Genomic DNA, 14,196 nt, shown 5'->3' with positions numbered 1-14,196 from the left:
TTTGGCGTTCGCCACGGCTTCGCACGTCCTCCGGGCATTATTTCCTGAGCGACGTCCGGAAGCGTCACACCGGACGCCACCCAGATGTCTGATAACCGCCGTGATGCCTCCCGACACTCCGAAGGACCGATGGCAGCGAAAGAGCCGCCTCAGACTGCAAGCAACGGCGCTTCGAACTCCCAGAGCACGCCGGTCGGGCGCATTTCGTATCTCACCGCAGTCTTGAACGTGCTCTCGGCGATCTCCCTCAGCACGACCGAGCCGAAACCTCGTGCCGGACCGGGTCGGACCTCGGGTCCGCCATGTTCCGACCAGCGAAAGCGCAGCAAGGGTGCGCCCTGCGTGCCCGCATGCGCGCTCCAGGACACCACGACGCGACCTTCCGGAACCGAAAGCGCACCGTACTTCACCGCGTTGGTAGACAGTTCGTGCAGGGCCATGCCGAGCACCTGCGCGGTGTCGGCGTCGATGTGCAGGGTCTCACCACGGAGCTCCAGCCGTTCGGACTCCGCTTCGACGAAGCTGGCAAGCTGGGCCTCGACGAGGCGCCTGATCGAGGTCGGCGACCAGTCTTGCGAAACAAGCAGGTCCAGGGATCGCGACATGCCCTCGAGACGGTCGCCGAAGGCGCGTTCGAAATCGGCGATCGACGCCGCCTTCCGGCTGGTCTGCCGGGCCATCGCCGAGATGACCGCCATGAGGTTCTTGGTGCGATGGCTCAATTCGCGCACCAGCAACTGGTTGTGCGCCTCGATCTCTTGTTGGCGGGTGACATCGGCGATGATGTGGACGACCCTGCTGGGGATACCATCGGCATTGCGCTCCATCACCTGGCCGCGGCCCGCGAGGTGGCGGATGCCCTTGCCCGCCGTGTCGATCCGGTAGGCGACCTCGATCTCGTCGACGTCGTGCAACTGCCTGTGGTACGCGTCGATCAGGTGCCGATCGTCGGCGTGCATGAGTTCGCGCAGGTGATCCCGGTCGGCCAGCGGGATCGGAACTTCGGTTTCAACATCGAGACCGAAGATTTCAGCCGCGGTTTTCGTCCAGGTTCGCGTTCCGGCAACGAAATCGGTCTCCCACGTACCAAGACCGCCGGTGCGCAACGCAGCCTCGTAAAGAGTTGCCGCATGCTCGAGGCGCCGAATGCCCCCATTGAAACCTGTAACTGACACCCCGTCCTCTCCCCCGTGACGACCTTGCCCGGCAGCAAGGCGGTTCTGGTCCCGCGAAAGCCGGCCGTCAATCAGACACCGGTAGGCCGCGCTTGTTCCTTCGTAGCGCAACCACCTTAAGGCTTGTTTGTTCTGCGACAAGACTGCCACCGCGGGAGTCCGCTCTGCCCCAAGGAAGGTCACGCAAGATTCCTTTGGTCCGCATACAGAAACGAACGGAAGGCCTCTCGCGACGACGCTTAGAAGCAGCCGGCCATTCTCCAAACACTCGTAGCACGTTGTCCCGGCGAAATGCGTTGAAACCCCACCGACGCATCGAACATCACCGGGTCGATGATGGACCACGTGACTGCCGGCTATCCCGGTTGCTGCCCACGCGCGACTTCCAGGCCCTCCGCAAAGGCGTCGATCACAGCCGGGTCGAGTTGATGCGCCTGCAGCGCGGTCCTCGGGTTCTCTGCCAGGAGCGGCCAGCGATCCGACATCTTACGATGGTAATCGGCGGCAGCCCGCGCGTTTCCCAACCTGCCATGCGCGATCGCGGCGAGACCGTAGCTTATGCTCGAGGAATCGGCGACGGCGCTGGTCGCCGGAGCCAACATGCCGGTCCAGTCCTCCTGCATCATGCGGTCCATCGCGATCATGTGAAAGTAGAAGGGAGGCGGCGAGACGGAACGGTCGATCGCGCGTTCCAGCAGTGGAACGGCTTCCGGAAACCGGTTCACGATGCCCAGCCGGTACCCGAGGTTCGCAAGGGACGTCGGATCGTTCGGGTTCGCATCGACGGCCTTCTGGGCCCACTCGATAGAGCGATCGAGATTGCCCGAATACTGCTCGATATGCGACATCGCCTTCAATGCATCCGGCTCTTCGGGGTCGATCGCAAGCGCCCGCGCGGCAGCTTCGCGCGCGTGAACGAAGCCTTCTTCCTTCGTTCTATCCGGATCGTAGCCGAACCGCGCGGCGTCGTTGCGCAGGATGGCGAGCATGCCCCACGCCCTGGCGTATTCGGGCTCTCGCAAGACCGTTTCCTCCAGGCATCGCCGCGCCGCCGTGTATTCTTCGTCGCTGTAGGTGCGTTGATAGATCTGCGCGCGCGCAACGCAGGCGTATGCCGAAAGGCTCGGATCGTCGCTGTCAGACAGCAGCTTCGCGCGCACGTCGTTCTGCACAAGCCCGTACCGTTGACCGGCGATCGTCGCGATTTCAGAGGAAATGTCGGTCTCGATTGAACTGATGCTCCGCGTCCGCGCGTTCTCGGTGAAGCGTCCGGCCCAAAGCACTTCACCGTCCGCCGCGCGCGTCAGCACGCTGCGGACCATGACGTCGTCGCCATCCTGCCAGACGGCACCGGTCACGAGATACTCTGTGGCCGGTTCGCGCGACCCCGTCTCCGACCCTTCGCGCGGCGTGTCCTGGCCGGCCGGCGTGAAATGCACCTTCAGATCGGGAAAGGTGAGAAGCGCTGCCGCGATTTCCTGCGACAGGCCAGCGGCCAGGAACTTGGGAAGTTCGCCCTCTCCACGCACCTCGAAACCTTCGACCCGTATCGTGGCGCCCGTGACCGGTGCCGATCCGGACCCCCGATTGCCGGCGGCGACAAAATAGACAAGCGCAAATGCCGCAATCAGCAGGCTGGCCGCCAGAGCCGGCCAACGCCAACTCGATGTCGAGTTTTGCGTCGCGGGCGAATTGGTCTCTGGAGGATCAGCTTCATCGACCGGCACAGGCGTTGCCCCGGGCTCGGAAGCGGCGTTCGGAGAAAACTTTGGCCGGTAGTGGCCCTTCGGGATGCTGATGCGAATTGGATCGTCCTGCCCGACGCCGACGTAATAGTTGTCGAGGTCCTGGCGCAGTTTTCGCGCCTCGAGACGGACAACAGGATCGCTCTGCTGGTCGAAATCGGCGCTGCGACCGAAGACGGCGATCGCGATCGTGGTCGCCTTGATCTGCAGCGCGCGGCCCGCGAGCGTCTCTTCGACTATAAATTTCAGCATCTCGCGACGGCGCACGCTGGACTGAAGACCGCCGTAATCGAGAATTCGGTCGAGTTGTTCGCGGATTTCCGCGTCCGGCATCGGCAGCTTCGTCGATTCGTGTCGGCGTGGCACGTCTCAGCCCCATTGCTCAGAAAGATTATCCCGGTCAGGAACTTAGCACGCGGCACCTGCAAGGCCAATGCATCGCGGAGTGGCGTATCGGTATGTAGGTTACATGTAGCAACCTGCACAAAACCGGTGCGCCGTGCTGGTGTGTCGCCAAGGAGTACATGGGTGATGGAACTGTTCTTGCGCAGGCTGGTGGCGCGTTACCCGGAAAATGAACTTCAGATCGTTCGGCTTGCACGGGAAGACCCGGAGTTCCACTCGGTCTGCGAAGAAATCGAACTGGCCGAAAGCGCTGCGAAGCGTTGACACGACATGCCCGAGCGGGCACACGAATACGAAGAGATCGTCGAACGGCTGATGGTCGAGTTCTGGGCACATCTGGCAGATCCCGCGGGATGAAAACCACGCTCCGAGGAGGGGTTAGGGGATGGACCTACGCACCGACAGGCGGGCGGAAATTTCACGGGACAAGACACTGGGAGACATGGAATGAAGCGAATTGGCAGAGGCTCGGACTGCGTCGCGGGGCCGGTTGAAAATAAGGCTTCAGGACAGTCTTCCCGGGGCGTCCTTCTGTCGGCGGTGATCCTTGCGACTGCGTCGCCTGCATTGTCTCAGGAGTCCGGCGAGATCAACAACGGCACAAATCCGACGCTTCTGACGACGCAGGCCGGGATCCAGTACCAGTACAACCAGATCAATCCGGACCTGAACACCGGCTTGCTCGAATTCTTCTACACCCGCCCCATCGGCGCCGGCGACAAGGCGTTCCGTTTCACGGTTCCGTTTGTCGACAGTCCGCTGAACGCGCGACCCTGGCTCTTCGACGCGGCCTACGCGGCGCGCGCGGATCGCAACGTCGGCGACGATCTGCGGCTCGGGGACATCAGCGTCACCTACATCGACGTGTTCTACCTCACCGAACGCAACGGATCGGCCTTCACCTTCGAACTGTTTCTCGACACCGCTGAGAACGAGTTCAGCGGGTACGGACAGTTCGCGGGCGAAACCTCGATCTTCTACGCGTGGTTCCTCGGCAACGGCGCCATCTTCGCACCGGCTTGGGTCCAGACGTTCGGTCTGGAAGGCGGGAACGACAACGGCGTCAGCGTCAATACCTCGACATTCGATTTCTACTACGTGCCCAAGCTGGCCAATCCGAAGTTCTACATGACCTACGATCCGGCCATCATCCATGACTGGGAAACCAACGATACCTTCGGCAGCCTGCAGGTGACGTTCGGGATGCTCACCGGTCGCGCCTTCGGCGGCGACAGCCAGGTCTTCATAAAGCCCGGCGTGCTTTTCGGAGGCGACGCGCCCGCCGACTGGTCGCTGCAGGTCGGCTACAAGGTTCTGAACTTCTAGCCGCTTGCCGCGGGATCCGCATTGACCCGCCAACTCAGATGCCCAACCCTTTGCTCAGCCAACATCGAGGACAGACTCCATGAAAAGCCAAACGCTGACCTTTCTTCTCTGCACGACCCTTGCATCGTCGCCCATTGCCGTCCTCGCGCATGACGCAAATCACGCTGTCATCCCCGAAGGGGTCGTCGGCGAGATCGAAACCACGAACGTGAAGATGAAATTCGACAACGTCGTGATCCGCGGCGCGCAGGTGTTCAACGGCTGCGACGAAGAACTGTCGGACGTTGACGTGCTGGTCTCCGGTCAGCTGATCTCGACCATCGGCGCCGATGTCGAAGCGCCCGAAGGGGCCTTCGAGATCGAGGCGGAGGGCTATACGCTCATTCCGGGGCTGATCGACAACCATTGGCATGGCGTCTTCGCCGAGGCGACGATCGCGCAGCTTGCCCTGACCGGCGAGGGTTACTGGAACCTGCTGGCCGCCAAGGCACAGAACAATGCGCTGTCGCGGGGCTTCACCACGGTACGCGATACGGCAGGGCCGATGTTCGACATTGCCCGCGCGACGGACGAAGGGCTGATCGACGGGCCGCGGGTCTTCCCGTCGGGTCCGGCCCTGTCGATTACCGCCGGTCATCAGGACTTCCGCATTACGCGAGACGTGCCGACGCCTAGCGGCGAACTGCACTCGTTCGAACGCGGCAACATGTTCTACATCACCGACGGGATCCCGGATGTTCTCAAGCGGACGCGCGAGAACCTCATGCAGGGGGCGACCCATATCAAGCTGATGGCAGGCGGCGGCGTCACGTCGGCCTACGATCCGATCCACGTGATCCAGTTCACTGACGAGGAGTTCCAGGCCGCCGTCGAGGCGACGGAAGCCTGGGGCACCTACGTGACGACCCATGCGATCAACGACGAGGCGGTAAGGCATTCGATCGAAAACGGGGCGCGAAGCGTCGAGCATGCGCATATGGCGACGCGCGAGACGCTGCAGATGTTCAAGGACAACGATGTCTGGCTGAGCATGCAGCCGTTCCTGGATGACGAGGACGCCCCCGCGCTGAACGACTTTCAGAAGGAAAAGTACAAGTTCGTGACCGACGGGACGGATTTCGTCTATCGCACGGCGAAGGAGCTGGGCCTCAAGATCGCGTTCGGAACCGACACGCTCTTCAGCGCGGACCTTGCCAAGCGCCAGGGCGCCGTGCTCGCCAAGATGGAACGCTGGTTCACGCCTTACGAGACGCTGAAAATGGCCACCTGCGACAACGCCGAACTGCTCAAGATGTCGGGGCTTCTGACGCCCTATCCGCTCGGTCCGCTCGGGGTGATCGAAGAAGGTGCCTACGCGGACATGATCCTCGTCAACGGCAATCCGTTGGAAGACCTCGAGCTGATCAGCGACGCCAAGGCGAACTTCGGCATGATCATGAAGGACGGGACCATCTATAAGTACGACATGGAGTGACGATCATGCTGCGCGCATTCCCGATGGCATCCGCACTCGCCTTCTCGGCGGCCGTCGCGTGGGCGCAAAACGATCCTTCGGGGCCGATCATCATCACGAATGTCAATGTCTTCGACGGCCTGAACGCGGAGCTGATCGAGGACGCGAATGTCGTCATCGACGGCAACCTGTTCGCGCAGATCACGACCGAGGACTTGGCCGTCGCGGGCGGCCAGGTCATCGACGGCGGCGGACGCACGATGATCCCCGGTCTGACCGACTCGCACTGGCACATGAGCCTCGCCGAACTGCCCCAGACTGCCGCGCTTTTCGGAGATGCTTTCGAGGTCGGGGCGCGCACCGTGATCGCGGCCGAACGCACGCTTATGCGCGGGTTCACGACCGTCCGGGACCTCGGCGGGAACGCGTTTTCCGTGGCGAAGATGATCGACAACGGCGAAGTGCCGGGACCGCGCAGGCTGGTCTCCGGCCCACCGCTCAGCCAGACAGGCGGTCACTATGATTATCGCCTGCCGTTCGAGGTTCCAGCGCCCGCAGGCGAAACCCAGGACTACTGGGGGCGGACCGGCCTGGTCGTCATCGCGGATGGAGTGCCACTGGTGCAGCAGCGCGCGCGCGAGGTGTTCCGCATGGGGGCTGCGCAATTGAAGATGGCGGTGGGCGGCGGTGTGGCCTCGGTTTTCGATCCGCTCGACGTTCGCCAGTACTCGCTGGACGAGATGAAGGCGGCCGTGGATGTGGCCGAAAGCTACAACAGCTATCTGGCAGTGCATGTCTTCACGGATGACGCGGTGCAGATGGCCATCGAGGCGGGCGTGAAAAGCATCGATCACGGTTTTCTCATCGGACGCGAAACGCTGGAGCTGATGAAGGAGGAAGGCGTCTGGCTTAGCATCCAGCCCCTTCTGGATGACGAAGACCGCATGACCTTCCCGAACCCCGCATCCACCCGGAAATGGGTGCAGGTCACCAGTGCGACCGAGACGATTTACCCGATGGCCAAGGAGATCGGTGTGAAGATTGCCTTTGGCACCGACGCGCTTTTCGATCAGGAGACCACCAATCGACAGGGCAAGCTTTTGAGCAAGCTCGAAGGTTTGGGCTTCACGCCTTTCGAGGCGTTGAAGATGGCGACGTCGGACAACGCAGAACTCTTTGCCCTAGCCGGCCCGCGGCACCCCTACCAGGACGGTCCGCTTGGACAGTTGACCGAAGGGGCTTATGCGGATCTCATCCTGGTCGACGGCAATCCTCTGGACGATCTCGGCCTTGTTGCAGATCCTTGGGAGAATTTCGATCTGATCATGAAGGATGGCATCATCTTCAAGAACGAGCTGTGACGCGATGACCTGCGCACCGACCGATAAACTGCCTCGATCCCCGGCGGGAAGGCTGGCAATCCTGTTGCTGGCAGTCCTCTGGCTCTTGCCATCTGCCGCTGTGGCCGACACGCCCGATCATGTGCTGTGGGACGACCTCGCGCCCTTGTCCGTGCCCTACGACGATCCGTTCCTCGAAATGTCCTACAAGCAGAAGGATGACCTCCGCACCGTCTTCAAGGCATCGCAGAAACACGACGACCCCACGCTCGCGACCGCGGCGGAAGCGTCGCGCGCACGTCTGAGTGCGGACGGATACGACGCCGACAGGCTACTGGAGCAGCGCCTCGTCGTCATGGAGCGGCGCAGGGAGGAAGCAACCGGGGTCACCTCCTCCTTTCTGGGCAAGAGCGTGACACTGGACGGGTACGTCCTGCCGCTTAGGGGAGACAAAGGGTACGTCTACAGCTTCCTGCTGGTGCCCTGGGTTGGCGCCTGCATCCATACGCCCCCGCCACCGCCCAACCAGATGATCCGCGTCGACGTGCCGGACGGCATCAAGATCGACGAGGCCTTCCACGCGGTCCGGCTGCGCGGCGTTCTGGAGCACGCCCCGACGGTCAGCAACCTCTTCCTGGTCGACGGCCAGAGGGTCGTCGAGGCATCCTACACGCTGAACAACGCGACGATCTGGGGCGAACCTGACGAAATCCAGATCTCGTCCGCGGCCGCTGTCCAGGGCAACCTTTTCGCGCGCGGTCAGGCCTGGATCAGCAATCTTTTCGGATCGTCAATGAACGCGATGGCCGAGGGGTCCTCTTTCGGCACTTTCGCGGTCGCACTGTCGGTCGCCTTTCTTTACGGCGTCCTGCACACATTGGGCCCCGGCCACGGCAAGGCCGTCGTGATCTCGTATTTCGTCGGTGAAGGAGGCACCTTGCGGCGCGGGATCGGCATGGGGATCAGGATCGCACTTGTCCACGTCTTCTCGGCCGTCGTGGCGGTCTACCTGCTCGACCTCGCGATCCGGCAGACGACAGGCGGCCCGGCGTCCGATTACAGGATCGTGCGGTTGAGCAGCTACGCGCTGATCATCGCGATCGGTCTCTGGATGACGTGGAAGAGCCTCGTCGCATTCCGAACGAACCGGCTCTCGGCATCGTCCGAGCCCGGACATGACCATCCCATCGAACACGCCCATTCCGACGGTGCGCATGTTGGATGCGCGGCCTGTGCGGCGGCGCAGAAATCGGCGTCCCGGTCGGACGGATGGCTCGCGACAGCCGTCGGCATCGTTCCCTGCACCGGCGCGCTTATCGTAATGCTCTTCAGTCTTGCGAACGATCTGGTGATGCCGGCGATCGCCATGGTGGCCGCAATCTCGGCGGGGATGGCGATCGCCATGTCCGCGATCGGCGTCGCGGCAATCTGGACAAGGTCCGTTGTCGCCCGGCGCGTGGAAGATCGGGATCGGAACATGCGGTTCGATGCGATGGTCAGGCTCGGGGGCGCGACCTGCGTCCTGCTGACCGGCCTGCTGCTGTTCGCAACGACCTGGACGGCGCCAACGGGGTCCTCTGCGCTCTGGTCCGAAGCATCGGCGCGGGCACATGGCCAAACCGCCTCTGTCGCGGTCGAGTGATAGTCGCCCCTGCCCGAATCGTGTCTCCGACTGGCACAACGCCATAGCAGACTGGAACTCCTACCGGCTTTGTCCGGTCCCCGCACCGTCCTTTCCCGGTGGGTTTCCGGCTTTCGGATCGAGAACGAGCGCCCGCGCGAACTGGGCAAAAAGCGCGACAAAGACCCCGACGCCGGCGAAGATGTAAAAGACCGTGAAGATCTTTCCGATCTGCGTGACCGGGCTGAGGTCCCCCAGACCGACCGTCGACATCGTCGTCACCGAAAAATAGAGGCTGTCGGTCCATGACCACCCCTCGACCGTCCGATAGAAAGTTGTCCCGGAAATCAGGATCAGGATGGCGACGGACAACCCTGCACGAAAGGTCTCGTCCTGCCAGGACCGATAGATTGCTTTGAGAAACCGAAGGACCGTCAGGGCAAAGGGAAGCATCGAGAACCTTTCTGCAAAGGGATGCAAGGCGCACATCTCACTGGTACGAGATCAGACCGCGCGAAGGCAACCTGCCGAAGTCAGGCCGCGCGGCGGAATTCCGGCGTTGGGAAGGTGCGACGAAGACGAATGAGCCACGACCGCGGATCGCGTGGCATCGAACGGTGCTTGCGGACAGAGTTGGGGATGCACTTGGATGCGCGCCTGATCGGCAGGAAACATCCCAAAGGTGGCGGAGCGACAGGGATTCGAACCCTGGAGACGGTCTCCCGCCTACACACTTTCCAGGCGTGCGCCTTCGACCACTCGGCCACCGCTCCGTGCGGCGCGGTGTAGCCCGGCAGGACACGGGTTTGCAAGGGCGAAAATGCCAGCGAATGCGGCGCACTCAGCTGTCGAGATGCACGTAGACGCGGCGGTTCATCCGGCCTTTCTTCTCGATCTTGCCCAGACGCAGCAAGCCGATCTCGCCCAGTCGCGCGACATGGGTGCCGCCGCAGGGCTGGAGGTCAACAGGGTCATTCTCTGCGCCGATGCGCACGAGACGGATGCGCCCTGTCCCGCGTGGCGGCATCACCGCCATCGTCTTGACCAGGCCCGGATTGGCGTCGAGTTCGTCCTCGGTGATCCATTGCTCGGCGACACGCAGGTCCTGCGCCACGAGATCGTTGAGACGCGCCTCGATCTCGGCCTTGTCCTGGGGCGCGTCGGCCATGTCGAAATCGAGCCGCCCGTGGGTCGCGGCGATGGAGCCGCCGGTGACGCCGAAGGGCAGCACCACCGACAAGAGGTGGAGCGCGGTGTGCACGCGCATGTGGCGATGCCGCCGGTCCCAGTCGAGCGCCTGTTCGACCTGTGTCCCAGGCTCCGGGATGCCGCCCGGTTCGGAGGGCACGAGAGCGATCGCCCCGTCATGGGTCCGCACCGCGGTGGCGATGCCGATCGCTCCGCCCGGCCAGGACAGCCGCCCGCTGTCTCCGGGCTGGCCGCCGCCGGTTGGGTAGAAGACCGACCTGTCGAGAACGATGCCGCCTTCCTGCGTAATCGAATGGACCATCGCGGGGGCGTCGCGCAGGTAGGCGTCCTCGCGGAACAGCTCGATCGTCACGCCGGGTCTCCTTTCAGGCTCTCGGCATTGCGCAGCCACAGGTCACGCTGCGGGAACGGCACCTCGATCCCCTCGGCGGCGAAGCGTTCGGCGATGGCGTGGTTCATGTCGGACTTGACGTTCATGATCCAGTTCACGTCGCGCAGGATGACCCGGATCTGGAACTCGAGCGCGCTGTCGCCGAAGCCGTCGAAGACGATCAAGGGGGCGGGGTTGGCCAGAACCATCGGTTGCTCTTCGGCGACCTCGCGCAGGATGGTCTCGACCTTCCGGGTATCGCTGCCATAGGCGACCCCGACGGTGACGATCAGCCGCCCGACCGTGTTGCCGCGCGTGTAGTTCGTGACCCGCCCGCTGACGAGATCCGAATTGGGGACGATGACATCGGTCCGGTCGAAGGTCTCGATCCGTGTGGCGCGGACAGAGATGTCGCGCACGTACCCCATCTCGCCGCCGACCTCGATCCAGTCACCCTCCGAGATCGGGCGTTCGATCAGCAGGATGATCCCCGAGACGAAGTTCGACACGATGGTCTGCAGGCCGAAGCCGACGCCGAGCGACAGGCCGCCGGCGACGAAGGCGAGCGCCGACAGGTCGATGCCGGCGGTGGTCACGGCAATCAGACCGGCCAGCAGGACGCCGACGTAGCCCAGCCCGGCCACCAGCGCGTTCTGCCCGCCGATGTCGAGACGCGTGCGCGGCAGCACCGCGCCGCGCATCACACCCTGCACGAGGCGGGTCAGCGAGTACCCGATCGCGAAGACGAAGAGGAAGGTCAGGAAGTCTTCCGGCGATATGGTCGTGTCGCCGATGGTGAAGCCGGCCTTGAATTCGGTCCAGAGCTCGGTCAGGTCGGCAACGCGCGCGCCCCAGATGAGGGCCAGCAGCGGAAGCGCCATCAGGGTCAGCACGAATCCGATCAGGATCGGGCCGAGCGCGTCGCGCCCGCGCGCACCTTGCCGCGTCAAAAGACCGTAGAGGTCCGCTCCGAACCGTTGCAGAACCAGCAGCAGACCAAGCAGCACGAGGGTCATCAAGGTCGGGTAAAGCAGCGCGTTTCCGGCTTCGGCGTAGCCCACCGCGGCCATGACCGGGGCAACGACGGAAACGATGACGACACCCGTGCCCAGTGTCTGCAAGAAGCGCGTCAAAACGCGCCGGTTGCCGTTCTCGTCCTCGTCGTTTTGTACCTGAACCGAATGGTTCTGAAGCAGACGACCGAAGAAACCCAGGAAGATCGCGATCGCCACGACGATCGGAAAAGCCCCGACCGCCTCGGTCTCGGGAGAAATCGGATCAAGCTCGGCCAGAAGCCGCAGAGCACCGCGCAGAACGAAGAGATAGGACAGGATCGCGACGTAGAGCCGTGCCCTTGCCCGTTGTTCGTCCGACATGTCGATCAGCGCTTCCTCGGCGTCGGCCGAGAACAGGCGTTCGGCCAGCCAGCGGAAGCCGAGCAGGATCAGGCCCCAGATCGGCACGGCAAAAAGAATTTGGCTGATGCGTTCGCCCGACAATCCCGACAACACAAAAGCCGAGGTCAGCGCAATCAGCCCGATGAGCGGGAGGATGATGCGGAACAGCGATACCAGGAAGGACCAGACGGACGTGCCATGTCCGGCGTAGCGATTGAGCGCTGCATGTGCTCTTTCCGCCCAGTCATGACCTTTGTAGACGAACACGACCGCAATCAGCAGCAACAGGATGATCGCGGGAAGGTTGTCGCGCACCTGCTGCCTGCGTTCCGGGTCGCTCCAGAGCGCGCGCTCTGCGGCGATGTTCGCAAAAATCTGCCGGATCTCGCTGACTGCCACGGGCCAATGGAGCAGATTCAGTGGGGATGGGCCCAGTTCGAGCAGCCGGCGCGCCTGTTTCTGCCGGATGATCTGGTCGATTTCCCGGATCAGCCCGTCGGCCCTGCGATAGGCCTCGTCCGCCACCTGCACCGGGGCGAGAAGTTCGGCCAATTGCGTCTCGAGCGCCTGGCGGCGCCTGACGACGTCGGGCGGCTCTTCGAAACCTTCCGCTTCCTGCTCTTCCGGCGGTACCGCCGGTTTCAGAGCCTCGATCTGCGCTTCGAGCGTCTGGATTCGTTCGGAATTGGCGTTGCGCGCCTCGGCGAACCGTGCCCGCCACGACGCGAGCTGGCTGCGGCGGTCCTCGAGCTGCTGAACGGTCGCCTGATCGGCAAGGTCGAGTTGCTGCTCGGTTCGTGCGGCCAGTTCCTCCCAGACCGGATCGGCGCCGGTCCCGCGCAGATCTTCGTCCGCCGCCGGAGGATCGGCCCCCTCGCCACTCTGGTCCGCGTCCGGGGCCGTGTCGGTGTCGGGCGCGTCCGAAGCAACAGCACTATCGGACGTGCCCTCTGCAGCCGGGTCCGCCGACGCCTCAGGCGGATCCTGCACCGGTCCGGGATCTTGCGCGTGGGCAAGGGTCGCGCAGGCCAGCAACAGGCCGATCAGCGCCCGCCGAAGCACCCGCGTCATACGTCTTCGAAGACGCCCGGGATCGAGGCAGGCGCCTCGCTGAGCCATCCCGGTGTCGGCAGACCCTTCTCGCGCAGGAAATCAGGATTGAAGAGCTTGCTCTGGTAGCGCGTGCCGTAGTCGCAGAGCACCGTCACGATGGTATGGCCCTTGCCCATGTCGCGCGCCATGCGCATCGCACCGGCCACGTTGATGCCGGAGGAACCGCCGAGGCAGAGCCCCTCATGCTCGAGCATATCGAACACGACGGGCAGCGCCTCGCTGTCGGGAATGTTGTAGCAAAAGTCCGGGGTGAAGCCTTCGAGGTTCTTCGTGATTCGCGCCTGACCGATGCCTTCGTTGATCGAGGAGCCTTCGGTCAGGGTGAGCTCGCCCTTGGTGTACCAGTTGAAGAGTGCCGCCCCGTCGGGGTCGGCAAGACCGATCTTGACGCCCTTGGGCTGCAGGGCCTGCGCGACACCGGCCAGCGTCCCGCCCGATCCGACGGCGCAGATGAACCCGTCGACCTTGCCGCCGGTCTGCTCCCAGATCTCGGGTCCGGTGCCCTCGACATGCGCCTGCCGGTTGGCCACGTTGTCGAACTGGTTGGCCCAGATCACGCCCTTGTTCGTGGTTTTCGCAAGCTCCTTGGCCAGGCGTTCGGAGTAACGCACGAAGTTGTTGGGGTTGCGGTAGGGCGCGGCAGGCACCTGCACCAGCTCGGCCCCGGCCAGGCGCAGCATGTCCTTCTTTTCCTGGCTCTGGGTCTCGGGGATCACGATGACGGTGCGAAACCCCATCGATGCGCCGACCAGCGCAAGACCGATCCCTGTGTTTCCGGCCGTGCCTTCGACGATCGTGCCGCCGGGCTGCAGCTCGCCGCGCGCGATGGCATCGCGGATGATGTAGAGCGCCGCACGATCCTTGACCGACTGGCCCGGGTTCATGAACTCGGCCTTGCCGAGGATCTCGCAGCCCGTCGCCTCGCTCGCGCCCTTCAGCCGGATCAGCGGTGTGTTTCCAATGGCTGCCGCCAGGTCGCTTGCAACGTGCATCCGGATCACCCTTCCTCTCGCGTCGCTTCAACCTCTATCGGCGCGCGGGA

At 63.6% G+C, this 14,196-nt stretch carries 11 protein-coding genes and 1 tRNA gene; 5 read left to right on the top strand and 7 right to left on the bottom strand.

Going from position 1 to position 14,196, the window contains the following annotated elements; all coding sequences use genetic code 11:
* Window positions 1-149 precede the first annotated feature (149 nt).
* Both R5H30_RS00380 and R5H30_RS00375 read right to left on the bottom strand, forming a co-directional pair.
* Window positions 150-1,175, bottom strand: a complete 1,026-nt coding sequence (locus tag R5H30_RS00380; RefSeq protein ID WP_318326000.1) for a sensor histidine kinase — start codon at window positions 1,173-1,175, stop codon at window positions 150-152.
* A gap of 356 nt (window positions 1,176-1,531) precedes the next feature.
* The gene (locus R5H30_RS00375; RefSeq protein WP_318325999.1) at window positions 1,532-3,253 is read right to left on the bottom strand and encodes a hypothetical protein; all 1,722 of its coding nucleotides are present in this window, start codon (window positions 3,251-3,253) and stop codon (window positions 1,532-1,534) included.
* A 198-nt stretch (window positions 3,254-3,451) separates the two neighbouring features.
* On the opposite strand from R5H30_RS00375, the gene R5H30_RS00370 reads away from it, so the two are divergent.
* The 5 genes from R5H30_RS00370 (at window position 3,452) to R5H30_RS00350 (ending at window position 9,086) form a co-directional block, all read left to right on the top strand.
* Window positions 3,452-3,589, top strand: a complete 138-nt coding sequence (locus tag R5H30_RS00370) for a hypothetical protein (protein ID WP_318325998.1) — start codon at window positions 3,452-3,454, stop codon at window positions 3,587-3,589.
* A 303-nt stretch (window positions 3,590-3,892) separates the two neighbouring features.
* Complete coding sequence (locus R5H30_RS00365; RefSeq protein ID WP_318325997.1) at window positions 3,893-4,651, top strand: hypothetical protein; 759 nt, start codon at window positions 3,893-3,895, stop codon at window positions 4,649-4,651.
* Window positions 4,652-4,730: 79 nt separating this feature from the next.
* Window positions 4,731-6,125 (top strand): metal-dependent hydrolase family protein, encoded by a 1,395-nt coding sequence (locus R5H30_RS00360; RefSeq protein WP_318325996.1) that lies wholly within the window; start codon window positions 4,731-4,733, stop codon window positions 6,123-6,125.
* Window positions 6,126-6,130: 5 nt separating this feature from the next.
* Complete coding sequence (locus R5H30_RS00355) at window positions 6,131-7,465, top strand: metal-dependent hydrolase family protein (protein WP_318325995.1); 1,335 nt, start codon at window positions 6,131-6,133, stop codon at window positions 7,463-7,465.
* Between the two features lie 64 nt (window positions 7,466-7,529).
* Window positions 7,530-9,086, top strand: a complete 1,557-nt coding sequence (locus tag R5H30_RS00350; RefSeq protein WP_318325994.1) for a HoxN/HupN/NixA family nickel/cobalt transporter — start codon at window positions 7,530-7,532, stop codon at window positions 9,084-9,086.
* A gap of 60 nt (window positions 9,087-9,146) precedes the next feature.
* Here the strand turns inward: R5H30_RS00350 and R5H30_RS00345 are convergent, their stop codons facing one another.
* The 5 genes from R5H30_RS00345 to R5H30_RS00325 form a co-directional block, all read right to left on the bottom strand.
* Window positions 9,147-9,518 (bottom strand): potassium channel family protein, encoded by a 372-nt coding sequence (locus R5H30_RS00345; protein WP_318325993.1) that lies wholly within the window; start codon window positions 9,516-9,518, stop codon window positions 9,147-9,149.
* Between the two features lie 230 nt (window positions 9,519-9,748).
* Window positions 9,749-9,838 (bottom strand) — tRNA-Ser (locus R5H30_RS00340).
* A gap of 68 nt (window positions 9,839-9,906) precedes the next feature.
* Window positions 9,907-10,626, bottom strand: a complete 720-nt coding sequence (locus R5H30_RS00335; RefSeq protein ID WP_318325992.1) for an alanyl-tRNA editing protein — start codon at window positions 10,624-10,626, stop codon at window positions 9,907-9,909.
* The gene (locus tag R5H30_RS00330) at window positions 10,623-13,112 is read right to left on the bottom strand and encodes a DUF3772 domain-containing protein (protein WP_318325991.1); all 2,490 of its coding nucleotides are present in this window, start codon (window positions 13,110-13,112) and stop codon (window positions 10,623-10,625) included. The genes R5H30_RS00335 and R5H30_RS00330 overlap by 4 nt, the downstream gene beginning before the upstream one ends.
* A complete protein-coding gene (locus tag R5H30_RS00325) occupies window positions 13,109-14,146 on the bottom strand; it encodes a cysteine synthase A (protein WP_318325990.1) in 1,038 nt (345 codons plus the stop codon). The genes R5H30_RS00330 and R5H30_RS00325 overlap by 4 nt, the downstream gene beginning before the upstream one ends.
* Window positions 14,147-14,196 lie beyond the last annotated feature (50 nt).

This window comes from Roseobacter sp. FCG-D35, from assembly GCF_033436665.1.
Lineage (GTDB): Bacteria > Pseudomonadota > Alphaproteobacteria > Rhodobacterales > Rhodobacteraceae > JAWQFO01.
This window is presented reverse-complemented; position numbering and strand designations above follow the sequence as displayed.